Here is a 23,353-nt window from a genome sequence, read left to right as displayed (position 1 = left end):
CGCGTCAGCCACGATTCTCGATCTCGACGCCGAATCGATCACGGAATGGCCGGAATTCCGCATGCAGCGCGTCGAGGTCTTCGCCGATGTCGATCAACAGCGCAGTGGAGTAGTGGAACTTGCCGTGGCGGTCGCCGCGATTGCCGGCCAGGTAGTCGCGCATCGCGGTCTCGGCTTCAGGTGTGACCTGACGGCCGGCGAATGCGTAGTAGCGTTGCACCGTCGCCACCTGATCGGCGATGAAGTCGGTGTAGCGGATATGCAGGATGCGCGGATCGTCGACCATCGGATTGCTCATCGTGTTGGCGACGCCGGCGCGGGTCAACTCCAGATGCATCTTCGCCAGCGCGTGCAGGTCGACGGTCCCGACCATGCCCTCGGCGATGTCAGCCATCATCATCGTGCGCGACGCCGCGACCTGCACCGGGTCGCGGTGCAGCCAGACCAGGGTGGCGTCGGGGTAGACCTCGAACATCTCCTTGAGCCGGAAGCCATGAAAACCCTTGAGAACCCAGTACTTTCGCGGCCGCTTGTACTGCAGCTGTTGCAGCATCGCCTTGTGCAGCCGGTACTGCGCGCCCGCATCGGTGGCCAGGCCGCCGACCAGCGACTGCATCGGCACCCGCCACCACGCCGTTGGCGTCATGACCCGGAAGTCGAAGGCCCAGGTGCGTTCGTCCTCGGGCAGGCCGTCGCCCAGCATGTCGTTGTACGGGTGGCTGTGCAGCCACTTGGGCATCTTCGCGTTGATCTCGCGCCAGTCGTCGTCGGCCCGCGCGCGACGCGGGTCGTCGTCGGCGGCCAGCCCCGGTGGCGGCGACGGGTACATCACCTCCCAGAAGCGCAGCGCCCGCCCGTGCGGATCGACGGACATCAGCGCGTGCATCAGCGTTGTCCCCGAACGTGGTTCGCCGGTCACGAACATCGGCGCCTCGATCACTTCGTCACCGATCGGGTAGCGGTTGCGGTCCTCGATGAATTCCAGCCGCGACGTCAGCAGCCAGTGACACACCTGCGCGGCCGCCGCGGTGCCCTCGGCGTCCATGCCGAGGTTGTTGAGATGGTCGGCGGCGACGGCGAAGCGCTCCGGCAACGTCGGGTCGCCGTAGTCGTGCAGTCCGGTCGCGGCCTGGGCGGCACGCAGCAACTCGGCGGCGTCCAGCTGCGGGCTCACGACAGATCTCCGCACAGCCGCATCAGTTCATCCTCTGCGGCAAGAACATTCGCAGCCGACGTGGCGGCATACGTCAGGCCGGCCATGGCACCGTAATCGAGAATCTTGGGCACCCGCAGCCCCGCGTCCACATAGCTCTTGATGATCTTCGCGACCTCTCGCGCAGTGCCGTGCGGCACGACGGCCAGCAGCATCTCGGGCTGCGCGTTGTCCAGGAACGTCAGGATCCGCTCGCGGGTGAGCACCACGGGATCGATGTCCTGGAAGCCGCGCCAGCTGGGACCCATCGGGTGTTCGAACCCGAAGCCGCGCAACGTCTCTGCCGACACCTGCAGCAGGAACGCCTTGACCAGCGGCGCCCGCAGGATCTGGGCAAGAGCGTCTTCGCTCGCGCCGATGAGGCACACCTGCATGAAGCCCGGCGTGATCGCCATCGGATCGCGGCCGGCGCGCTCGGCGGATTTCCTTACCGTCGAAAGCATTTCGGCGTAGTGCTCCGGGGTCCACGCCCCGGCGGGCCACCAACCATCGGCGTGGCGGCCGGCGATGTCGAGCATGCGCGGGCCGCTCGCGCCGATCCAGATCTGCGGGAACCGTCCTTGATACGGCTCGGTGTCCAACCGCGCGTGCTGCAGCGTGTAGAACTGCCCCTCGAAGTCGACCGGGCCGTCGCTCTCCCAGAGCAGCCGGATGACCGTCAGCGCTTCCTCGAAACGGGCGACCGGTCGGGAGAAGTCGAAGCCGTACGGCAGCGTGTTCTCACTCTCGCCGCTGCCCAGCCCGAGGATGAAGCGTCCCTTCGCGAGATGGTCAATGGTCAGCGCGGTCTGGGCGAGCAGCGACGGGTGGCGTCGCACGGTGTCGACCACCGCGCTCACCAGCGGGACGCGCTCGGTCAGCACGGCGGCCGCGGCCGCTACCGACAGGCCATCGAGATGGCGATGCGGCGACGGCGACGCGATGGCGAGGTCGGTGAACTCGGGCGTCCAGATCGAGTCCGGCCAGAAGCTGACCATGTGATCGGGCAGCCAGATCGAGTGGTAGCGCCCGCCGTCGAAGTCGGCGAGCCGGGACATGTCGAGGGGCAGGGTCGTACGCAGGAACGCGGCGGGCTGAACTTTCATCCGTGACTAGGCCTGACTCGTCGAGGGAGGGGGTGCTCCGCGTAATGCTAAGCGACTGCACAGCAAGCCGTTCACGGTATGGCAGTCCCGGCGTTGAGTGTGCACCCCGGGTCGTCAGCGCACACCCATACAAAAAAGAGTGTGCGGCGAGGTCGCAATTTCGTTCTGAAACGCGACCTCACCGCACACTCGATGAGTGAACCGAATTGCCCGGTGCATCCGGTTCGACAGCGCGCCGTCACGCGGCGCGCATCGTCGTTCGAACTAACCCTCGATGATGAACTCCTCGAGCTGCGTACGCGCGATATCGTCGGGCAGCTGCTTCGGGGGGCTCTTCATCAGATAGGCCGATGCCGGCACGACGGGTCCGCCGATGCCACGGTCCTTGGCGATCTTCGCCGCGCGCACCGCGTCGATGATGACGCCGGCCGAGTTCGGCGAGTCCCACACCTCGAGCTTGTACTCCAGGTTCAGCGGCACGTCACCGAACGCACGGCCTTCCAGCCGCACGTAGGCCCACTTGCGGTCGTCGAGCCAGCCGACGTGATCGGACGGGCCGATGTGCACATCCTTGGTCTTGAACTCGCGCTGCAGGTTTGACGTGACGGCCTGCGTCTTGGAGATCTTCTTGGACTCCAGTCGCTCACGCTCGAGCATGTTTAGGAAGTCCATGTTGCCGCCGACGTTGAGCTGCATGGTGCGATCGAGCTGCACACCGCGGTCCTCGAACAGCTTGGCCATCACGCGGTGCGTGATCGTCGCGCCGACCTGGCTCTTGATGTCGTCACCGATGATCGGCACGCCGGCGTCGGTGAACTTCTTGGCCCACACCGGGTCGGAGGCGATGAACACCGGTAGCGCGTTGACGAACGCCACGCCGGCGTCGATCGCGCACTGCGCGTAGAACTTGTCGGCTTCCTCGGAGCCCACCGGCAGGTAGGACACCATGACGTCGACCCGGGCCTCCTTGAGCACCTGGACCACGTCGACGGCCTCGGCGTCGGACACCTCGATGGTGTCGGCGTAGTACTTGCCGATGCCGTCGAGTGTCGGGCCGCGCTGCACCGTCACATTGGTCGGCGGCACGTCGGCGATCTTGATCGTGTTGTTCTCCGACGCGAAGATCGCCTCCGACAGATCGAAGCCGACCTTCTTGGCGTCCACGTCGAACGCGGCCACAAACTTCACGTCGCGGACGTGGTAGCGGCCGAACGTCACGTGCATCAGGCCTGGCACGGTGCTGTTCGGGTCGGCGTCGTAGTAGTACTGGACGCCCTGAACCAGCGACGACGCGCAGTTACCGACGCCGACAATGGCGACTCGAACCTCCGTCGACGCCTGGGGCGCGTTCTGCTCACTCATAGGGCGTTCTCCTTACCTTCAATTACCTATGTCTCGAATGCCGTGGGTGGTTATGCCTGCTCAGTGAGCCCGGGTGCCGCGCGCTCGGCGGCGATGAGCTCGTTGAGCCACTTGACCTCGCGCTCGCTGGACTCGAGCCCGAGTTGGTGGAGCTGACGTGTGTAGCGGTCGAGTGAGCTGCTGGCGCGCGCAATGGCGTCACGCAGACCCTCACGGCGTTCCTCGACCTGACGACGGCGACCTTCCAGGATCCGCATCCGGGCCTCCGCCGGCGTGCGGTTGAAGAAGGCCAGGTGCACCCCGAAGCCGTCGTCGGTGTAGTTGTGCGGACCGGTGTCGGCCACCAACTCACCGAAGCGCTGACGACCCTTCTCGGTCAGCTCGTAGACCCGACGGGCCCGCCGGACCGGAGTACCGGCCGGCGCCGCGTTCTCGGCGATCAGCCCATCCGCCTGCATGCGCCGCAGCGCCGGATAGAGCGAACCGTACGAAAATGCACGGAACGCGCCGAGCAGGCCGGTCAGCCGCTTACGCAGCTCATAGCCATGCATTGGCGACTCGATCAAGAGCCCGAGGATCGCAAGCTCCAGCATCGAGTCACCTCCCTTTGCATAACTGGTTACGTCCTGCCGACGCGTCGCGTAATAGTATCGCCTCGATATATTTGCCACAACACTACTTGGTGTTGGCAGGCAGTTTGCCACCCGGATTCGCGGAATTGGCCTCGCATCGAGTGTTGTCGGGTCCTCGGCGCTCGACGTGTCCCGACGTGTTTCGGTGTGCGTCCAGGGTGGTGACACGCCGAATGAGACCGCCGTGAACGCCCACCGAACACCGTGAAAGCACACTCAAAGCCGTGAGGGCCCACTCGAGGCCGCGGCCTCGACGGCTTGCAGGAGTCTCGGCCGGCTCAACAGCGCTAGCCGCCCCGGCGCCCCGGACGCCTCAGCCGATTCAGCTGGAGGGGTAGCTCACCCGCTTGACGGTGCCGTCACCGGCGAAATCGATCGAACCGCTGCCGTAGTCGCTGGAGACGTACACCGACAAGGTGAGCGCTCCGGGCGCGGTCGGATCCTTGGCCGGTTCGACGATCAAGTACGTCGACTTGACCTCGGCGGCCTTGATGCCCAGCGTCTCGGGGGCCCCGCGCATGATGCCGACGGCCGCCTTGACGTCGAACTTGGCCAGGTCGGCCGCGACGGCCTTGGGGTCGGTCCTGGGGGAGACGGTCGGGTCGTCCCAGCCGCCGCGGTAGTCGTAGTCCAGCACTCGGCGGTCGTCGGCCGGGTCCGGCCGATAGAAGCTGGCATAAGTCGGGTAGACGAGGAGCCGGTAACCGACGGTGTCGCCGAATTTCTTGCGGGCCTGCTCGAGCAGACCGGTGAGCCCGCCGAGCGATTGCAGTTGCTTGGGTGGGGTCAGCACCACCGCCGCGACGCCGTCGGGTTTGGCGCCGGGGTCGGAGGTGAAGTCCAGCGGTGAGCTGGTGTTCCCGTACAGCCCCCAGCCGAGGCCCATGCCGAACAACACCGACACGACCAACGCGGCGATCGCGATGCCGCGCGAACGAACGACCGGTGCTGCATTCGACTTTGCCGCGTGCAGCCGCGGCGGGGTGCTGCCCTGCAGATCCTGCACCAGAAGCTTCAGGTCGCCGAGTGTCACGGCGTTGGTGGCCTTGCCGACGCGCTCGCGATGTTCCTCGCCGGAGAGCTCGCCGTCGGCCAGGGCGGCGTCGAGCACCGTACAGGTGTCTTGCCGGTCGGCATCTTTGGCGCGGGTCGCGGTGGTCACTCCGCCGCCGAGTGGTGCGCCCAGCCATTTCGCCATGGGGATGATCGTAGAAGTCACCTGTTGTTACCGCGGCGCAGCGGTAACAACAGCCTCGGTTGCGTATCGGCAGTGCCGAGGGCGACGTACTCTGGTGAACGTGCGACTGCAGCGACAAGTGGTGGATTACGCGCTTCGGCGCCGCTCCCTGCTGGCCGAGGTGTACTCGGGCCGCACCGGTGTGACCGAGGTCTGCGATGCGAACCCCTATTTGCTGCGCGCCGCGAAGTTTCACGGCAAAACCAGCCAGGTGATGTGCCCGATCTGCCGAAAGGAACAGCTCACGCTGGTGTCCTGGGTGTTCGGCGATCACTTGGGCGCGGTGTCGGGTTCGGCCCGCACCGCAGAAGAGTTGGTCTTGCTGGCGGTGAAGTTCACGGAGTTCTCGGTTCACGTGGTCGAGGTGTGCCGAACCTGCAGCTGGAATCACCTAGTCAAGTCGTATGTGCTCGGCGCGGAACGCCCTCCCAAGGGAACCCGCGGTCCGCGGACGGCACGCAACGGCGCCAGCGCGGCCATTGAATAACGAAGGGCGCCACGATCAGTCGCCCGACGACCCGAGCAGGTCCGCGACTGAGCGTATGAGCAAGGAACCCGACGCCGCTCGTCCGGACGAGTCCGATCGTGCGGCGCATCGCGGCGATGTCGGGACCCGTCGCCGCGTTCCCCCCGACGATCGGCAGACGACGATCCTGCCCGCGGTCGCCGACGACCGGGCTCCTCGACGGTCCGACCCGATCGACGAGGTCAAGGCTGCGCTGGGTGGTCCTGGATCCAGGCCTGCGCCCCGCGATGCGATCGAGGAAGTGAAGGCCGCGCTCGACAGCCGGTCGTCGGGTCCGCAGCGGCACGACCGCCCGATGTCCGGTCGCCCACCGGAAGGCCCTCCGCCGCCGCCCCCACCGCGACGGCCCGGCGACGCCGGGGGCCCCGATGTGCCGAGCCACCGGGCCGCGGCACCGAATTGGGTCGAGCAGATCAACTGGCGGTGGGTACGCCGTGCGGCCTACCTCAGCGCGGCGGTGCTGATCCTGTTGCCGATCGTCACCTTCACGATGGCGTACTTCATCGTCGACATTCCCAAGCCAGGCAACATCCGCACCAACCAGGTCTCGACCATCCTGGCCAGCGATGGTTCGGAGATCGCGAAAATCGTTCCGCCCGAAGGCAATCGGGTCGACGTCAGCATCAACCAGGTGCCGGTGCACGTGCGCCAGGCCGTCATCGCCGCCGAGGACCGCAACTTCTATTCGAACCCCGGGTTCGACTTCACCGGCTTCGCGCGCGCGGTGGAGAACAACCTGTTCGGCAACGGCGGCCTGCAGGGCGGGTCGACGATCACGCAGCAATACGTGAAGAACGCGCTCGTCGGCTCCGCGCAGCACGGGTTCGCGGGGCTGCTGCGTAAGGCCAAGGAACTCGTCATCGCGACCAAGATGTCGGGGGAGTGGTCCAAAGACGAAGTGCTGCAGGCCTACCTGAACATCATCTACTTCGGGCGCGGCGCCTACGGGATCTCGGCGGCGTCGAAGGCCTACTTCGATAAACCCGTCGACCAGCTGTCGGTTTCCGAGGGCGCGCTGTTGGCGGCGCTGATTCGCCGGCCGTCCTCGCTGGACCCGGCCGTGGATCCCAAGGGCGCCGAGGCGCGCTGGAACTGGGTGCTCGACGGCATGGTGGAAACCAAGGCGCTATCGCCGAGCGATCGTGCGGCACAACAATTCCCCCAGACCGTCCCGCCCGATCAGGCCCGCGCGCAGAATCAGACCACCGGCTCCAACGGCCTGATCGAACGTCAGGTCACCAAAGAGCTGATGGAGCTGTTCAACATCGACGAGCAGACCCTGAACACTCAGGGATTGCAGGTCACCACCACGATCGATCCCAAGGCCCAGCAGGCCGCGGAGAAGGCCGTCTCGAAATACCTTGACGGACAAGACCCCGACATGCGCTCGGCGGTGGTGTCCATCGACCCGCACACCGGCGCGATCCGCGCCTACTATGGCGGCTCGGACGCCAACGGCTTCGACTTCGCGCAGGCCGGGCTGCAGACCGGGTCGTCGTTCAAGGTGTTCGCGTTGGTGGCCGCCCTGCAGCAGGGCATCGGGTTGGGCTATCAGGTCGACAGCTCACCGCTGACGGTCGACGGCATCAAGATCACCAACGTCGACGGCGAAAACTGCGGCACCTGCAATATCGCCGAGGCGCTGAAGATGTCGCTGAACACGGCCTACTACCGGCTGATGCTCAAACTCAAGAACGGACCGGCGGCCGTCGCCGACGCCGCACACTCCGCCGGCGTGGCCACGAGCTTCCCCGGCGTTCCGCACACCCTGTCCGAGGACGGCAAGGGTGGTCCGCCGAACAACGGAATTGTGCTGGGCCAGTACCAAACTCGGCCGGTCGACATGGCCTCGGCGTACGCCACACTGGCCGCGTCCGGCGTCTACCACCCTCCGCACCTGGTGCAAAAGGTCGTCAATGCCGAGGGCCAAGTGCTTTTCGACGCCGGAACCTCCGACAAGGGCGCCGACCAACGGATCGACAAGGCGGTCGCGGACAACACCACCGCGGCGATGCAACCGATCGCCTCCTATTCACGCGGCCATGCCCTATCGGGCGGCCGAGTATCGGCGGCGAAGACCGGCACGGTGCAGCTGGGCGACACCCAAGCCAACAAGGACGCCTGGATGGTCGGATACACCCCGTCCCTGTCGACGGCGGTGTGGGTCGGGACCGTCCAGGACAATGTGCCACTGGTAACCGCTTCGGGCGCAGAGGTTTACGGCTCGGGGCTGCCGTCGGATATCTGGAAGTCGACGATGGACGGCGCGCTGAAGGGCACCCCCAACGAGACCTTCCCCAAGCCGACCGAGATCGGCGGCTATGCGGGAGTACCGGCCCCGCCACCTCCGCCGCCCGCGGTGACCGTCATCCAGCCCACGATCGAGGTGGCCCCGGGCATCACCATCCCGGTGGGACCCCCGACGACGATCACTGGGGCGCCCCCGCCACCACCGGGACAGGCACCACCGGCTGAACCGCCCGCCCCACCGTTCGGGCAACCGCCACCGTGACCGGCGCTCAGTTGGAGAGCGCCACTATTTCCCCGCGGACGCTGGCCGATGATCTGCGTAGCGTGGACAACCGCGATTGCCCCAGCCGCACAGACTCGTTGGGCGCCGCCTTGGCCGATGCCGTTGGCGGCCCGGTGGGCCGGCACGCGCTGATCGGCCGGGCCCGGCTGATGACGCCGGTGCGGGTGATGTACGTGTTCGCTCTGGTATTCCTGGCATTGGGCTGGTCGACGAAGGCGGCGTGCCTGCAGAGTAGCGGCACCGGAACCGGGGATCAGCGCGTGGCAAACTGGGACAACCAGCGCGCGTACTACGAGTTGTGCTACTCGGACACGGTGCCGCTCTACGGGGCGGAGTTGTTGAACCAGGGCAAGTTTCCGTACAAGTCGAGCTGGATCGAAACCGATTCCAGCGGTGCGCCGCAGACCCGCTATGACGGCAAGCCCGCGGTGCGCTACATGGAGTATCCGGTGCTGACCGGGGTCTACCAGTACGTGTCGATGGCGCTGGCCAAGACCTACACCGCGTTGAGCAAGCTCGCCCCGCTTCCGGTGATCGCCGAGGTGGTGGTGTTCTTCGACATCGCCGCATTCGGACTGGCGCTGGCCTGGCTGGCGACCGTCTGGGCCACCGCGGGCCTGTCCGGTCGGCGCATCTGGGATGCGGCGCTGGTGGCCGCATCGCCGCTGTTGATCTTTCAGATCTTCACCAATTTCGACGCGCTGGCAACGGGATTCGCGATGAGCGGGCTGCTGGCCTGGGCGCGACGTAAACCGGTGCTGGCCGGTGTGTTGATCGGGTTGGGCGCCGCGGCCAAGCTGTATCCGCTGCTGTTCCTGGGTCCGATGCTGGTGCTGGCCGTCCGCACGGGCCGTGTTCGTGCGCTGGTTCGAATGGCGACGGCCACCGTGGCGACCTGGGTGCTGGTGAATCTGCCCGTGTTGGTGCTCTTTCCGCGCGGCTGGTCGGAGTTCTTCCGGCTCAACGCCCGCCGCGGCGACGACATGGACTCGGTGTACAACGTCGTCAAGTCGTTCACCGGCTGGCCCGGCTTCGATCCGAAGCTGGGCTTCTGGGAGCCGCCCACGGTGCTCAACGCTGTGGTCGCGGTGTCGTTCGTCGTATGTTGTGCCGCAATCACTTACGTCACGCTCACCGCCCCGCAGCGACCACGCGTGGCGCAGCTGTTGTTCCTCGTCGTGGCCGCCTTCCTGTTGACCAACAAGGTGTGGAGCCCGCAGTTCTCGCTGTGGCTGGTGCCGCTTGCGGTGCTGGCGTTGCCGCATCGGCGGGTGCTGCTCGCGTGGATGACGATCGATGCGGTGGTGTGGGTGCCGCGGATGTATTACCTGTACGGCAACCCGAATCGTTCGCTGCCGGAGCAGTTTTTCACCACGACGGTACTGCTGCGCGACATCGCCGTTATTGCGTTGTGCGCGTTAGTGATCCGTCAGATCTATCGGCCCGACGAGGATTTGGTGCGCTGGGACGGCCGCGTCGACGATCCGTCCGGCGGGCCCTTCGACCGTGCTCCCGATGCACCGCCGGGATGGTTGCCGGACTGGCTGCGTCCGGCCCGGTCGCGACGGCCGTCCGCACCGGCGCCCATGTTCGATACCGATACCGAACTCGAGACGACAACCAGCCAAAGGCAGGCGTGATGCTGGTCGCGATCCCATTGTTCCCGCGCTTCACCGCGCTCGACGCCGTCGGGCCGTATGAAGTGTTGCAACGCATTCCGTCGATCGACGTCACGTTCGTCGGGCACCGACGGGGTGAGGTGCGCACCGAGAACGGAATGCTCGGCGTCACCTGCGACGCCAGCTTCGACGAAATCAGTGCGCCCGACGTGGTGGTGGTGCCTGGAGGTATCGGCACCCGCAAGCTGATTCACGACGAACCCATCCGCGACTGGCTGCAGACGGTACACCCGGCCACCACGTTCACCACCTCGGTATGTACGGGCGCACTATTGCTGGCTGCCGCCGGATTGCTGGACGGGCTCAACGCCACCACCCATTGGCGTGCAGCGGATCTGCTCAACGAGTTGGGCGCACGCTACGTGCCCGACCGGGTCGTCGAGCATCTACCGCAACGCATCATCACCGCCGCGGGAGTGTCCAGCGGCATCGATATGGCTTTGCGGCTGGTCGAGCTACTCGTAGACCGAGAGGCGGCGCAAGCCGCTCAGCTGATGATCGAATACGACCCACAGCCGCCGTTCGACTCCGGCTCGCTGGCCAAGGCCGACGAGGCGACCAAGGCCCGGGCCGAGGAATACGGGCGAGCCCGGCAATAGCGGGGTATTGGGGACTGCTATTCGGCAGCGACTGCCGGCGCGTATGAGTGCGTCAAGGTTGAGCCGGGGTTGGATTCCGACGGTTGCCGCGGGGCAGCAACCCGAAATCCATTCGCTCGGTCGCTGCGCGGATTGGCCGGATTTTTGGGACCAGCCGGTCGTCCGGTACCCTGGGGCGGTTGCCGACGCAGGCGACTCTCCTGCCACGGATCGACCGTGGCCGCATAGACCAGAGGAGGTGGTGAGGTTTCCATGCGTCCATACGAAATCATGGTCATTCTTGACCCCACACTTGACGAACGCACCGTTGCTCCGTCCCTGGAGACGTTCCTGAACGTCGTCCGCAAAGACGGTGGATCCGTCGACAAGGTGGACATTTGGGGCAAACGCCGGCTGGCCTACGAGATCGCCAAGCACGCCGAGGGCATCTACGTAGTCGTCGACCTGAAGGCCGAGCCGGCGACGGTGTCCGAACTGGACCGTCAGTTGAGCCTCAACGAGTCGGTGTTGCGCACCAAGGTGATGCGCACCGACAAGCACTGAGACCTGTCAGCGCGCACGCTCCCCGTAGTCGGTGCGTGTGCGTAGGCTCAGCGAGAACATGACCGTCAACCGTCCCCAGGCGAGAGCCGGGATGGACCCAGGAGGACCCAGTGGCTGGTGACACGATCATCACCGTTGTCGGAAACCTGACCGCCGACCCTGAACTGCGGTTCACGCCGTCAGGGGCTGCCGTCGCGAACTTCACCGTGGCGTCGACACCGCGCACGTTCGACCGCCAGAGCGGGGAGTGGAAGGACGGCGAGGCGCTGTTCTTGCGATGCAACATCTGGCGCGAGGCTGCCGAGAACGTCGCGGAAAGCCTCACCCGTGGCTCACGGGTGATCGTCACCGGCCGGCTCAAGCAGCGTTCGTTCGAGACCCGCGAAGGTGAGAAGCGCACCGTTGTGGAGGTCGAGGTCGACGAGATCGGCCCCTCGTTGCGGTATGCCACCGCCAAGGTCAATAAGGCCAGCCGCAGTGGCGGCGGAGGCGGCGGTTTCGGTAGCGGCGGTGGATCCCGCCAGGCGGCCCCCGCCCAGTCGGGCGGCGGCGCACCGGCGGACGACCCGTGGGGCAGTGCCCCGGCATCGGGTTCCTTCGCCGGCGGCGACGAAGAACCTCCGTTCTGACGTCAAACACCTTCAAACCACACAAGACCAGTAGCAAACGGAAAGTAAAGACACATGCCCAAGTCCACGAAACGGCGCCCGGCTCCGGAAAAGCCGATCAAGACGCGAAAGTGCGTCTTTTGCTCGAAGAAGGGGCAATCGATCGACTACAAGGACACGACACTGCTGCGCACCTACATCAGTGAGCGCGGCAAAATCCGGGCCCGCCGGGTCACCGGTAACTGCGTGCAGCACCAGCGCGACATTGCGATCGCGGTGAAGAACGCCCGCGAGGTGGCTCTGCTGCCCTTCACTTCGTCGGCGCGATAACCGCCGACGTCCAACCGAAAGTACGAAAACGATGAAGCTGATTCTGACGGCCGACGTCGACCATCTCGGCACCGTCGGCGAGACTGTCGAGGTCAAGGACGGATACGGCCGTAACTTCCTGCTCCCGCGTGGCCTGGCGATCGTCGCCTCGCGCGGAGCACAGAAGCAGGCCGACGACATCCGCCGGGCCCGCGAAACCAAAGCCGTGCGCGATCTCGGGCACGCCAACGAGATCAAAACGGCGATCCAGGCCCTCGGCCCCGTCCCGCTGCCCGTGAAGACGGCCGCCGATTCGGGCAAGCTGTTCGGCTCGGTGACGGCCGGGGATGTCGCCGCAGCAATCAAGAAGGCCGGCGGCCCGAATCTCGACAAGCGCATTATTCGGTTGCCCAAGGCGCATATCAAGGCCGTCGGCACCCATTCGGTCGAGGTGCATCTGCACCCCGAAATCAACGTCGACGTTGCGCTCAACGTCGTCGCGGATAGCTAACTCAGCACCGTTCGTTCATATCCGGCGGCTGTCGTTAATCGGCGGCCGCCGGATTTTGTCGTGCCAGCGGAGCGCCACGAGGTTCGCCTGTGGATGGTCGGGCTGGCGAACTATTTGGGTGACGTCGCCAAGGGGACCCCTTAACCCCCTCGTAACGCGGCGAAAATATGGCCGAAAGCCAACACGCCCGGCACAGTAACCTGCGGCGACACGCCGAAGAGATTCTTCTCCACACGAATTCACCGCCTCTGTACGACTCTTATCTGCAGGGATGTCGCAGCGCCGCGTTTTGTTCCACAGGTTCTCCACAACCCACTCAACACAGGTGTCGATGGATATGCACACACGATGCACAGCCTTATGAACAAGGGCCCTTTTAACGGCAGGCCAGCAACGTTTACGGTCTTCCCGGCGCAAGGCTTTGTGGGCGCAAGGAACCGGACTGGGAGTGCCCTGATCGACGTTGTTGAGTGTCGCCTATCGAATGTATGTTCGTATCATGATTACCTGAGGGAGGTGTGAGTCCGTGGCTGTCGTAGATGACCTGGCACCCGGCATGGGCTCGCCGCCGCCCAGCGAGGAGTTCAGCCGTCAACCGCCGCAGGATCTGGCCGCCGAGCAGTCGGTGTTGGGCGGGATGCTGCTGAGCAAGGACGCCATCGCCGATGTGCTCGAACGGGTGCGGCCCGGCGACTTCTATCGTCCCGCACACCAGAACGTCTACGACGCGATCCTGGACTTGTACGGGCGCGGTGAGCCCGCCGATGCCGTGACGGTGGCCGCCGAACTGGACCGCCGCGGAATGCTGCGCAGGATCGGCGGAGCGCCCTATCTGCACACCCTGATTTCGACGGTGCCGACCGCCGCCAACGCCGGGTACTACGCGGACATCGTGGCCGAGAAGGCGCTGCTGCGCCGGCTTGTGGAGGCCGGAACGCGGGTCGTGCAGTACGGGTACGCCGGCGCCGAGGGCGCCGATGTCGCCGAGGTGGTGGACCGGGCCCAGGCGGAGATCTATGAGGTTGCCGAGCGGCGAACCTCGGAGGATTTCGTTCCGCTCGAGGATCTGCTGCAGCCGACGATGGACGAGATCGACGCCATCGCCTCGAACGGTGGAGTAGCGCGCGGCGTGCCGACCGGTTTCACCGAACTCGACGAGGTGACCAACGGTCTACACGCCGGGCAGATGATCATCGTCGCGGCTCGTCCTGGAGTCGGCAAGGCACTCGCTCTGGACACGCCGCTGCCCACGCCGACCGGTTGGACGACCATGCGTGACGTCGCGGTCGGCGACGAGTTGATCGGCGACGACGGGCTGCCGACGCGGGTGGTGGCCGCCACCGAAATCATGCTCGGGCGCCCCTGCTACGAGGTGGAGTTCTCCGACGGAACGGTGATCGTCGCCGACGCCGAGCATCAGTGGTTGACCGATACCCGCGCCTCCAGGAGGTCAGCACAAGCGGCGGCGGTGGGCTACAACCGTTACAAGAACCAACGCACCTTCGCGGCGGTGCGCACGACGGCCGAGATCGCGGCAACTCTGCGTTGCGACACGCTAGATCGTCGACTGAACCACAGCGTGGTCAACGCGCGCGCACTTGACCTGCCGGATCGCGAATTATTAGTCCCCGCATATACTCTCGGCGCCTGGCTTGGCGACCGCACCAGTGCCGCCGCTCAGATCACCTCGGCCGATCCCGAAATCATCATGCGCATCGAAGCCGACGGCCTCGATGAGGGAACGCTACAGGCGCGTCTGCGGACATTGGGAGTGCTTGGTAACAAGCACATTCCGATGCAATACCTGCGCGGGTCGCAGACACAGCGACGCGCTCTGCTTGCGGGCCTGCTCGACACGGACGGCACGGTGACGGTGGGCGGGGCTGTCCAATTCTCGGTCACCAATCAGCGGCTGGCGGCCGATGTCGCCGAGCTGGTCGTGAGCCTTGGCTACCGCTGCCAGACCTCGACGAAGCGGGTGCGAGGCCGCGACGAGTCGTCCAGCATTGCTTCCACGCTGACATTTTCCACGGACGACACGGTATTCGGGTTGCAACGGAAAGCCTTGGTGCACAAGGAGCGTCGGGCCGCCGTCAACACCCAGCGCTCTGGATCACGCTTCATTGTGGATGTCCGGCCGATCGAGTCGGTTCCGGTGCGGTGTGTCGAGGTGGACAACGACAGCCACCTGTACTTGGCGAGCAACGCGATGATTCCGACCCACAACTCGACCCTGGGTCTGGATTTTTTGCGTTCGTGCTCCATCAAGCACCGGATGGCCAGCGTCATCTTCTCGTTGGAAATGAGTAAGTCCGAAATCGTGATGCGGCTGCTGTCGGCGGAAGCGAAAATCAAGCTCGCCGACATGCGCTCGGGTCGGATGAACGACGACGACTGGACGCGGCTGGCGCGGCGGATGAGCGAAATCAGCGAGGCGCCACTGTATATCGACGACTCCCCGAACCTGACGATGATGGAGATCCGCGCGAAGGCGCGGCGGCTCAAGCAGAAGGCCGACCTGCGTCTGGTCGTCGTCGACTATCTGCAGCTGATGTCGTCGGGCAAGAAGGTCGAGTCGCGGCAGCTCGAGGTCTCCGAATTCTCAAGGCATCTCAAGCTGCTGGCTAAGGAGCTCGAGGTTCCCGTCGTCGCGATCAGTCAGCTGAACCGCGGTCCCGAGCAGCGCACCGACAAGAAGCCGATGCTGTCGGACCTTCGTGAGTCGGGATCGCTGGAGCAGGATGCCGACATGGTCATCCTGCTGAACCGGCCGGATGCCTTCGAGCGTGACGATCCGCGCGGGGGAGAGGCCGATTTCATTCTGGCCAAGCACCGCAACGGCCCGACGAAGACGGTCACCGTCGCTCACCAGCTGCACCTGTCGCGCTTCGCCAACATGGCGAGATGAGTCGAGAGAGTTGTCGATATGCGGCGAACATTACAAACGGCCCTCGCTTGTTTAACAACGATGCAGGGCTTATGCCGCGAAGATTAACAAGGCTGCGCGACATCGCCCCGGCATTTTTGACACGAATATTCACGCTTTCTGAGTTCGACGTCACGAGGTTGGCGAGGCGCTGACACTCGTCATGCCTGCACAGGTTGGCGGGGATCGCCTGGACATCAACGAATTCCGACAACCGCCGCTGTGCGTTCGCGTCCGCGTCTGCGTTGCGTGAGCTGATGAGCACGCGGGTGCCCGCCTGCAAAAGGCCACTAGCGACTATCAGCCCGATGCCCCTGGGTGCCGCGAGTGACCAGCTCGTACGTTCCATTCAAAATCGAAAAGGCCGGTGTGCGAGGTAATTAACCGCCATCGTGACCAGGTTGACAGGCGTGTCGGGCCTCGGCGACCCTGTCAATACGGTTATTGAGAGAGCCACCCTACGGATCTGAGCTATGAGCGGTCTTCGTCAGCACCAAGGCTGCTTCGCTGTAGGGGAACAGACGGTAGAGCCGCCGGGGCGCTGGTGCGACGAGATGTGCGGCCTCAGCCTTACTCAAGAGCCGCGGATGGAACAACGGGATGGCCTTGCCCCGCTTCTGCAGTACTGTTCGGCCGCCGGCCAATACGTTCTTGAGCCAGTCCGTTTCAGGCCCGTAGCCGATGAGAATGACAAAGCCGTCCCCGGTTTTGAATACTAATAGGGGCGTTCGATATTGCTTGCCGGACTTGCGTCCGACGTGCTCGAGCGTCCCTAAACCTGGAAGCCACGGTGTGATTGAGCGAGCAGCCGGATTCGTGACACGGCGATTGAAATCGGCGACCGCACGAGGCATTCGCATGAAAGTCCCTTCCTCACGGCCTGACTCGTGATGCCTCGAGATGACAGCGGCCCGCCGCTACGGACCAACTCATGCGGTCGCGGGCACCAGGGCGCTGATGTCCTCGCCTTGAAGGAGTTTCATCGTCAGGTTCAGGTCGAAGTAGTCGGTCCAGCGAGCGATCCTCCCGTCGTCATTGACGACGAAGGTGCCCATGACCGGAATGGCCCGCTTGCTTCCGTCCGGCGCCTGGATGTAGTCCAGGCGTTCGGTGAGCACCACGGAACCCTCGCTGGCGAGGTTGACGATTTCGAAGGCGTAGGCATCGGGAAACATCGAGAACTGGGCGGCCATGTTCTCCACGATGGCATCGGGCCCGGTGAAGGCGGGCATGCCCACGTTCTGATAAACGGCACCTTCGGCGAGCAGAGGACGCAACGCTTCGGCGTCCCGTTGCTCCATCAACGCGCAGAACCGGCGGACGACATCAGCTGGTGAAGACATGAGTGAATTCCTTTCGGCGAGTGGGTGAATGAACTTGGGCTGTTTCGCCACAGACTCAGTGGTCGTGGATGATCACCCCGCGGATGTTCCGCCCGGCGAGCATGTCGTCGTAGGCCTCATTGATGTCGTCGAGCTTGTATTCGGTGGTGACGGTCTCGTCCAGCAACAGCTTGCCGCTGCGATACAGGCTGATCAGCCGCGGGATGTCGGCCCGCGGGTTGGCCTCGCCGTACAAGCTGCCCAGGAGGCGCTTCTGGAACAGCGTGAACAACGTCAGCGGCAGCGTCGGCGTCACGTCGGACATCGATGCCAAGGCCGTGGCCACCACGGCACCGCCCTTCCGTACCGCATTGAGCGCGTCGTTGATCATCGCGCCTTCGAGCACTCCCGGCGTGAGGATGGCCGAGTCGGCCATGACGCCACGCGTGATCTCGCCGACGAGCTGGGTGGCTTCCTCTAGCGAAGTGGAAAAATGCGTGGCACCGAACTCAAAGGCTTTGTCGCGCTTGCTCGGCTCGATATCGACGACGACGATTTGCTCCGCGCCGGCCAGCCGCGCACCCTGGATGGCGCCGCTGCCGATGCCTCCGCAGCCAACCACAACGACGACATCGCCAGGGCTGACGTTGGCGGTATTGACGGCCGAGCCCCAACCGGTGGTCACGCCGCAGCCGAGAAGGCACGCGCGCGAAAGCGGCACGTCGTCGTCGATCTTGACCACCGAGGCTTCCGACAACACACCCCACTGCGCGAAACTGCCGACGCCGGAAAGGGCTCCGATGCCCCGTCCTCTGGCTCGGCGCCGGAAGGTGCCGTCGGCCTGGACTCCCGCGAGGATCGTGGCGCCGAAATCGCAGAGGTTCTGCCGGCCCGTGGCGCACCAGCGGCAGCGACCACATGCCGGCAGGAAAGAGGTAACCACGTGGTCTCCCACCGCCATATCGCGGACCCCCCGGCCGACCTCCCGAACGACGCCCGCGCCTTCGTGTCCGCCGATCAACGGAAAACTCACGCCGAACATGTCGCCCGTGCGGATGTGGTGGTCAGAATGGCATAAACCGGTGGCTTCGAACTCGACGAGTAGCTCGCCCTCTTGCGGCGGATCGAGCTCGATCTCTTCGACCGACCACTTCTCGTTCAGCCCCCACAGCACGGCTCCCTTGGTCTTCATGGCGACTCCTTCACGACGTGAATGGCCCGTTCGGGGCAATTGGCGATTGCGTTGTGCACCCGGTCTTCCCATTCGGGGGGAATGTTTTCCACGACGACGAACGCGGTTCCTTCGTCGTCGATGTCGAACAGTTCGGGATACGTTGCAAGACAACGGCTGTGGCCCTGACACATGTCCCTGTCGACATGAACTCTCACTGTCCTAGTCCAATCCGGCTGGTTTGGTCCCGATGACTCCGCCTTCTGTCAGCGCCGCTATGGACGCGGCGTCCAGGCCGAGCACGTCGCCGAGGATGACGGCGTTGTGCTGCCCCAGCGTCGGTGCCGTCGACCGGTACCACTTGTCGACGCTGCGGTACTTGAAGGGAATCGCCGGCACGTGATGCGTCCCGGCGATCGGATGGTCGAGGCTTTCGAAGAAGCCGCGCGCGGCCAGCTGAGGGTGCATCGATCCGACCCTGGCGTCGGCCAAATCCGCGGCCGGTACCCCGCATCCAACGAGTAGCTCGGCCGCGGTCGAGGAGTCGCGGCTGCCGGCCCATTGCTCGAGGTGTTTGTCGAGCACATCATGTGCCCGGACCCGCCCTTCGTGGGTGTCCAACGATGGGTCGTCAGCCCAATCCGGCTCGCCCAGGGCAGATTTCAGTAGGCGCCACTGTTCATCCGTTGCGACCGAAATCGCCAGCCACCGCTCGGTTCCGGCGCATCGGTAGAGCCCTTGCGGGGCGGCGTCACGGCTGCGATTTCCCAGTCGCGATATCAGGTTGCCGTAGGCGGTGAATTCGACGACCTGCTCGGCGGCCGCGTTGAGCGCCGACTCGACCATCGATACCTCGATGAAGCACCCTCGGCCCGTCTCGTCGCGTTGCCGAAGCCCTGTGAGCATGGCGAACGCGGCGTGCATGCCCGCCAGCGGGTCACACGGACCGCGGGGGATCCGCGGTTGGTCGTACTCGTGGCCGGTCACCCACGCCATTCCCGTCATCTGCTCCATCGTTTGCGCGAAACCCACGTTGTTGCGCCACGGCCCGTCGAGCCCGAACGCTGGCATGCGGACCATGACTATTCGAGGATTCCGCTCGCTGACGGCCTCCCACGTGATCGCGAAGTTATCGAAGACGCGCGGCGAGAAATTCTCGACCAGGATGTCCGACCGCTCGACGAGTTCGAACAGCAGCTCCCGCCCCGCCGATGAGGACAGGTCAAGGGTGAGGCCTTGCTTGTTGGTGTTCGTTGCCAGGTACATGCCCGACCGCTCCCACCACTGCGGTTGATGGGCGAACGCGGCGGCCACCATTCGCGCTCCGTCAGGGCGCTGCGTCGACTCGAGGTGAATGACCTCGGCGCCCAGTGCGGCGAGAACGTGGGTCGAGGAGGGACCCGCCCACCACGCCGTCGCGTCGAGAATTCGTAGGCCCTCCAGCGGCAGGCGCGGTGCCAGGTCGGTGCCGGTGGCAATCCTGTTGTGCGCGAGCACTTTTGTCATTTCGCCGAGCGAGGGCGCAACGTCGGTCGGGGCGGGTCGTCGGCCATCGATCCGGTAGGGCGCCAACGGGTGGGTGAAGCTGCCGTCGGCATACGTGCCCCATACGCCGCGCGCCGCGAACTGAGGGTGGTTCAGCACCGTCCGGCCGTTGTTGACCGGCGAGACGGGGATCCGCAGATCGGAGGCCAACGCTACGATCTCGTCCGTGGAACGTCCCGTCGTCCATTCCCGCACGATCTGATTCCACTCCTCTCGGCGTTCCCAGCGCGTCGTGGCGAGTGCCCACGCTGGGTCGTCGTCGAGCAGGTCCAGCCGGCCGATCATCGCGAGGAACGACTCGAATTGCTGGCGGGTATTCGTGTTGAAGCCGACCCAGCCGTCCGCGGTCGGTTCGATGGAAGGGATTTCGACCTGGCGGGCAGGCACGCTCAACGGGGGGCGCCCGGCCAGCTCGTGGTAGAGGTCGGCGAATCCGCCGGCGCTGAGGTGGCAGGCCTCCAACAACGAGCAGTCAATGATCTCCCCTGGCCCGCGGAGTTGAGCCCGACGCAACGCGCTAAGCGCCCCGACGGCGGCATAACTGGCCAACACCCATTCGAAGACTCGACCGCCCGCTTGAATGGGCGGTTGGTCCGGGCGACCTCGCAACGCCAGCGTCCCACTCTCCGCCTGGATGGTGAACTCCGTTGCGGGCCGGTCGCGGTACGGTCCCGTCATTCCGTACGCAGACAGCGCCACGATCACCAGGTGTGGTGCACGCCGCAGGAGGGCCTCTCGGTCGAGCGCCCCGGGGCCAAGAGAATCGACGAACACATCGGCGGAAACGATTAGGTCCTCCACGTCGGGCCGCAAAGTGCCGACGACCGAACGCTTACCGGCGTTCAAAAATCTGAACAATGCCTCGGTGCCGCTTCGCTCGCCAAAACTTCTGTGGCGGAACGGATCACCTGCTGGGGCCTCTATTTTGATGACCTCTGCTCCGAGGTCGGCGAACATCTTGGTGCAGTACGGGCCGGCGATTTCGGTCGCCCACTCGACAACTCGCACCCCCCGAAGCGGGTTCATTGACTCGCAATTTCTCGCGTCAAGGTCGGTGCAAGTGCGTTACTCGCACCGATGAGCACACACGCCAATGTGAAGTCCTCACGCTCGTGCCGATCGAGCAGGGCGCTCTGCGTCCGCATGGCTGCGGCCTGGCTGGCAACGACGCTAGTGACGAAAAAGCAGGCGTGTCAAGTGCGACTCGATAACTGTGGCGTTGGGTTGCGTCCGGCGGACACCGCTAGTCGGCCGCGCGCACCCTGGTGGCCCGCTGGGCCCGCCCGGTCCGCTTGGCGGGCGACGGCGCGGTCGATGTGCTGACGCCTTTGGCGAAGATCTTCGAACCCAGTTCGATCTGCGCCCGGATATCCGACTCCTCCGTACCAAACCAGCGCGGTCCCAGGCTCGTTGTGAAGATGATGAAGTTGGCCAGCAGCTCGGCCAACAGGTCGGCGTCGACGTCGGTCTTGATCTGCCCGGCGGCTTGATAGTGGCGAACACCCTCTGCAATAACAGCCGTACGGCGCGCGTGATTGGGTTGCAGTACCCGTACCGAGAAGTCCGGATCCGACAACGCCCGACTGGAAATGTCCCAGCCGGGAACACCGCTGTTGCGGTCGTCGATCCTCAGCCGCGCAAAGAACAGCTGCTCCACGTACTGCTCGAAACGCGCCGGCAGGGCCGCCACGACTTGCTCCTCGGCCTCACCGACGAGGTCCGCGATCTGTCGGGCGACAACCTGCTCGAAGATGCCGCGCTTGTCTGCGAAGTAGTGGAACAGCATCGCCTCGGAGCAGTCGGCGCGACGAGCGATCTCCTTCGTCGCCGCGGCCGCGTATCCCGCCTCGGCAAAGACCTCCGCAGCAGCCTCAAGGAGAGCTCGTTGCTTGCCGTCCTTGTCGCGAACTCGTCGCCGCGCGCCTGTAGTCATCACTCATAGCTTAGGAGCACGCGCCTTCCGAGCGGAAGCGTGCAAGCGTGCCGGTTATCGAGTGCGACTTGACTCCGTGCAGGCGACGACTTACTGTGCTGCCAAAGCAAATTTCGGCGTGTGCGAGATGACCGCCGGCGTTGTCCCGATCTCGGCCGGTTCGCGCGCGGGCGCGGGAAGGACTACCCATGGTGAGTAAATCGCCGGAGGAGCACGCCCGGAACCTCGACCTTCGCCACGACGATTTCAACGACCAAGAATTCCTCTACGAGGTCTACGCGGTGATGCGGGAGAACGGACCGTTCAGCCACCAGGACGTGCCTTTCCTGGGCCCTACGCCCGGGGGCGCGTGGGTGGCCACCCGCTACGACGACTGTTACGAGATCTTGCGCGACTGGCGCAGCTTTTCCAGTAAACCCGTTGGCCTGGAAGGCAATCCGATGTCGTTTGGCGACATCGTCATCACCCTGGACCCGCCGCGGCAGCAGCAACTGCGCAAAGTTCTCAACCCGTATTTTTCTCCGGGACGGATGAAAGATCTGGAGCCCCAGGTACGCGCGGTCACCGACGGGTTGATCGACAACTTCATCGAGTTGGGACGCGGCGACCTCGCCGATGTCGCTTGGCAACAACCCGGGATTGTGTTCTTCCGGTACCTACTCGGTATGCCCGTGGAGGACGTGCCGCTTTACATCGAGACGGCTGACCTCGCGATCAACGGTGAGAGCGAAGAGGTCAGAAACGGCTCGATGACAAATCTCTACCTGCGCGTGCGCGATGAGATCGACAAGCGTCGTGCCGAACCGCCGCGCGACGACCTGATCGACGTCCTGCTCGCCGCCGAGATCGACGGCGAAAAATTGAGTTTCGACGACGTTGTCGCGAACGTGATGCTACTGGTGCAGGCGGGTCTCGAAACAACCTCTAGTGCAATGTCGTTCGCATTCTTCCACCTGGGTACCCATGCATCCGAGCGGGACCGACTGGTCCGTGATGCCGAGCTGATGCCGACGGCGATCGAGGAATTCATCCGGTTCGCCGGGTCGGTCCACGGACTGCATCGTTCCGTCGCCGAAGACGTCGAGCTGAGCGGACAGAAGTTCTGTCCCGGTGAGACGGTCGTGGTGAATTATGCGGCCGCCAACCGCGACGCGCGCGAGTTCGACGAACCGAACAAGTGCATCCTCGACCGGCAGACCAACAGGCACCTCGGATTCGGCGCCGGCGTCCACCGCTGTCTGGGCTCCAATCTCGCCCGACTCGAGTTCCGGGTGGGCGTCGAGCAGACGCTCCATCGGATACCCGACTACGCCATTCCGCCCGGGGCAAAAGTCGATTTTCACGGGAACTCGGTCACTCGGGGCTACCGCGCGCTGCCCGTCGTGTTCACCCCCGGCACCCGCGTTGGCCAATAACGGTGGCGAAGGACCGCCCATATCGGCTGCGGGACAGCACAATACCGCGATCCGACCAGACCGCGGCAAGTTATCAAGTGACACTTGACAGCGCACCGGAGGCGCTCTTAGCATCAGGTCATCCGGTAATCGGTGTCCGTCGTGGGTGAAGCCGGCCGCTGCTCGCGCCCCGCGCCCGACACGAACCGGTCCTCGAAACCAAGG

General features: G+C 64.9%; 22 protein-coding genes. 10 read left to right on the top strand and 12 right to left on the bottom strand.

Going from position 1 to position 23,353, the window contains the following annotated elements; genetic code table 11:
- Positions 1 to 4: 4 nt before the first annotated feature.
- The 5 genes from SKC41_RS07295 to SKC41_RS07275 all read right to left on the bottom strand — a co-directional run bounded on the left by SKC41_RS07295 (position 5) and on the right by SKC41_RS07275 (position 5,490).
- Positions 5 to 1,174, bottom strand: coding sequence for a sulfotransferase family protein (locus SKC41_RS07295; RefSeq protein WP_330977019.1), 1,170 nt, complete (start codon positions 1,172 to 1,174; stop codon positions 5 to 7).
- Positions 1,171 to 2,298, bottom strand: coding sequence for an LLM class flavin-dependent oxidoreductase (locus tag SKC41_RS07290; protein WP_330977018.1), 1,128 nt, complete (start codon positions 2,296 to 2,298; stop codon positions 1,171 to 1,173). Before SKC41_RS07290 ends, SKC41_RS07295 begins: the two co-directional genes overlap by 4 nt.
- Positions 2,299 to 2,562: 264 nt before the next feature.
- Positions 2,563 to 3,660 carry an inositol-3-phosphate synthase gene (locus SKC41_RS07285; RefSeq protein WP_330977017.1) on the bottom strand — a complete coding sequence of 366 codons (1,098 nt, stop codon included), beginning with the start codon at positions 3,658 to 3,660 and terminating at the stop codon, positions 2,563 to 2,565.
- Between the two features lie 50 nt (positions 3,661 to 3,710).
- Positions 3,711 to 4,253, bottom strand: a complete 543-nt coding sequence (locus SKC41_RS07280) for a PadR family transcriptional regulator (protein WP_330977016.1) — start codon at positions 4,251 to 4,253, stop codon at positions 3,711 to 3,713.
- A gap of 361 nt (positions 4,254 to 4,614) precedes the next feature.
- Positions 4,615 to 5,490, bottom strand: coding sequence for a DUF1707 SHOCT-like domain-containing protein (locus SKC41_RS07275; protein ID WP_330977015.1), 876 nt, complete (start codon positions 5,488 to 5,490; stop codon positions 4,615 to 4,617).
- A 100-nt stretch (positions 5,491 to 5,590) separates the two neighbouring features.
- Between SKC41_RS07275 and SKC41_RS07270 the strand changes: the two genes are divergently transcribed.
- From SKC41_RS07270 to dnaB, 9 genes are all read left to right on the top strand, one after another.
- Entirely contained in the window at positions 5,591 to 6,016 is a 426-nt protein-coding gene (locus tag SKC41_RS07270; protein WP_330977014.1) for a DUF5318 domain-containing protein, read from the top strand.
- A complete protein-coding gene (locus SKC41_RS07265) occupies positions 6,009 to 8,567 on the top strand; it encodes a transglycosylase domain-containing protein (protein WP_442931568.1) in 2,559 nt (852 codons plus the stop codon). Before SKC41_RS07270 ends, SKC41_RS07265 begins: the two co-directional genes overlap by 8 nt.
- Positions 8,564 to 10,228 (top strand): glycosyltransferase family 87 protein, encoded by a 1,665-nt coding sequence (locus SKC41_RS07260; RefSeq protein WP_330977012.1) that lies wholly within the window; start codon positions 8,564 to 8,566, stop codon positions 10,226 to 10,228. The genes SKC41_RS07265 and SKC41_RS07260 overlap by 4 nt, the downstream gene beginning before the upstream one ends.
- A complete protein-coding gene (locus tag SKC41_RS07255; RefSeq protein ID WP_330977011.1) occupies positions 10,228 to 10,866 on the top strand; it encodes a DJ-1/PfpI family protein in 639 nt (212 codons plus the stop codon). Before SKC41_RS07260 ends, SKC41_RS07255 begins: the two co-directional genes overlap by 1 nt.
- Positions 10,867 to 11,118: 252 nt before the next feature.
- On the top strand, positions 11,119 to 11,409 hold the full coding sequence (rpsF, locus tag SKC41_RS07250; RefSeq protein WP_061557737.1) for a 30S ribosomal protein S6: 291 nt from the start codon (positions 11,119 to 11,121) through the stop codon (positions 11,407 to 11,409).
- 110 nt (positions 11,410 to 11,519) lie between these two features.
- Complete coding sequence (locus SKC41_RS07245) at positions 11,520 to 12,038, top strand: single-stranded DNA-binding protein (RefSeq protein WP_330977010.1); 519 nt, start codon at positions 11,520 to 11,522, stop codon at positions 12,036 to 12,038.
- A 54-nt stretch (positions 12,039 to 12,092) separates the two neighbouring features.
- Positions 12,093 to 12,347, top strand: a complete 255-nt coding sequence (gene rpsR, locus SKC41_RS07240) for a 30S ribosomal protein S18 (protein ID WP_066819628.1) — start codon at positions 12,093 to 12,095, stop codon at positions 12,345 to 12,347.
- A 31-nt stretch (positions 12,348 to 12,378) separates the two neighbouring features.
- Complete coding sequence (gene rplI / locus SKC41_RS07235; protein WP_330977009.1) at positions 12,379 to 12,837, top strand: 50S ribosomal protein L9; 459 nt, start codon at positions 12,379 to 12,381, stop codon at positions 12,835 to 12,837.
- A 526-nt stretch (positions 12,838 to 13,363) separates the two neighbouring features.
- Positions 13,364 to 15,745, top strand: coding sequence for a replicative DNA helicase (gene dnaB / locus SKC41_RS07230; RefSeq protein ID WP_330977008.1), 2,382 nt, complete (start codon positions 13,364 to 13,366; stop codon positions 15,743 to 15,745).
- On the opposite strand, the gene SKC41_RS07225 is transcribed toward dnaB, so the two are convergent.
- From SKC41_RS07225 to SKC41_RS07195, 7 genes are all read right to left on the bottom strand, one after another.
- Positions 15,693 to 16,112 (bottom strand): SDR family oxidoreductase, encoded by a 420-nt coding sequence (locus SKC41_RS07225; protein WP_330977007.1) that lies wholly within the window; start codon positions 16,110 to 16,112, stop codon positions 15,693 to 15,695. The two genes, dnaB and SKC41_RS07225, sit on opposite strands and share 53 nt — an antisense overlap.
- Positions 16,113 to 16,221: 109 nt before the next feature.
- Positions 16,222 to 16,623 carry a nitroreductase family deazaflavin-dependent oxidoreductase gene (locus tag SKC41_RS07220; protein WP_330977006.1) on the bottom strand — a complete coding sequence of 134 codons (402 nt, stop codon included), beginning with the start codon at positions 16,621 to 16,623 and terminating at the stop codon, positions 16,222 to 16,224.
- Between the two features lie 69 nt (positions 16,624 to 16,692).
- Positions 16,693 to 17,106: a limonene-1,2-epoxide hydrolase family protein gene (locus SKC41_RS07215; protein ID WP_330977005.1), complete on the bottom strand. Its 414-nt coding sequence runs from the start codon at positions 17,104 to 17,106 to the stop codon at positions 16,693 to 16,695.
- A 55-nt stretch (positions 17,107 to 17,161) separates the two neighbouring features.
- Complete coding sequence (locus tag SKC41_RS07210; protein WP_330977004.1) at positions 17,162 to 18,277, bottom strand: NDMA-dependent alcohol dehydrogenase; 1,116 nt, start codon at positions 18,275 to 18,277, stop codon at positions 17,162 to 17,164.
- The gene (locus tag SKC41_RS07205; protein ID WP_330977003.1) at positions 18,274 to 18,474 is read right to left on the bottom strand and encodes a ferredoxin; all 201 of its coding nucleotides are present in this window, start codon (positions 18,472 to 18,474) and stop codon (positions 18,274 to 18,276) included. Before SKC41_RS07205 ends, SKC41_RS07210 begins: the two co-directional genes overlap by 4 nt.
- A gap of 4 nt (positions 18,475 to 18,478) precedes the next feature.
- Positions 18,479 to 20,827: a CaiB/BaiF CoA transferase family protein gene (locus SKC41_RS07200; RefSeq protein ID WP_330977002.1), complete on the bottom strand. Its 2,349-nt coding sequence runs from the start codon at positions 20,825 to 20,827 to the stop codon at positions 18,479 to 18,481.
- Positions 20,828 to 21,044: 217 nt separating this feature from the next.
- Positions 21,045 to 21,734: a TetR/AcrR family transcriptional regulator gene (locus SKC41_RS07195; protein WP_330977001.1), complete on the bottom strand. Its 690-nt coding sequence runs from the start codon at positions 21,732 to 21,734 to the stop codon at positions 21,045 to 21,047.
- 188 nt (positions 21,735 to 21,922) lie between these two features.
- Between SKC41_RS07195 and SKC41_RS07190 the strand changes: the two genes are divergently transcribed.
- Positions 21,923 to 23,149, top strand: coding sequence for a cytochrome P450 (locus tag SKC41_RS07190; protein ID WP_330977000.1), 1,227 nt, complete (start codon positions 21,923 to 21,925; stop codon positions 23,147 to 23,149).
- Positions 23,150 to 23,353: the final 204 nt, after the last annotated feature.

This window comes from Mycobacterium sp. 050128 (assembly GCF_036409155.1).
Classification (GTDB): Bacteria; Actinomycetota; Actinomycetes; order Mycobacteriales; family Mycobacteriaceae; genus Mycobacterium.
This window is presented reverse-complemented; position numbering and strand designations above follow the sequence as displayed.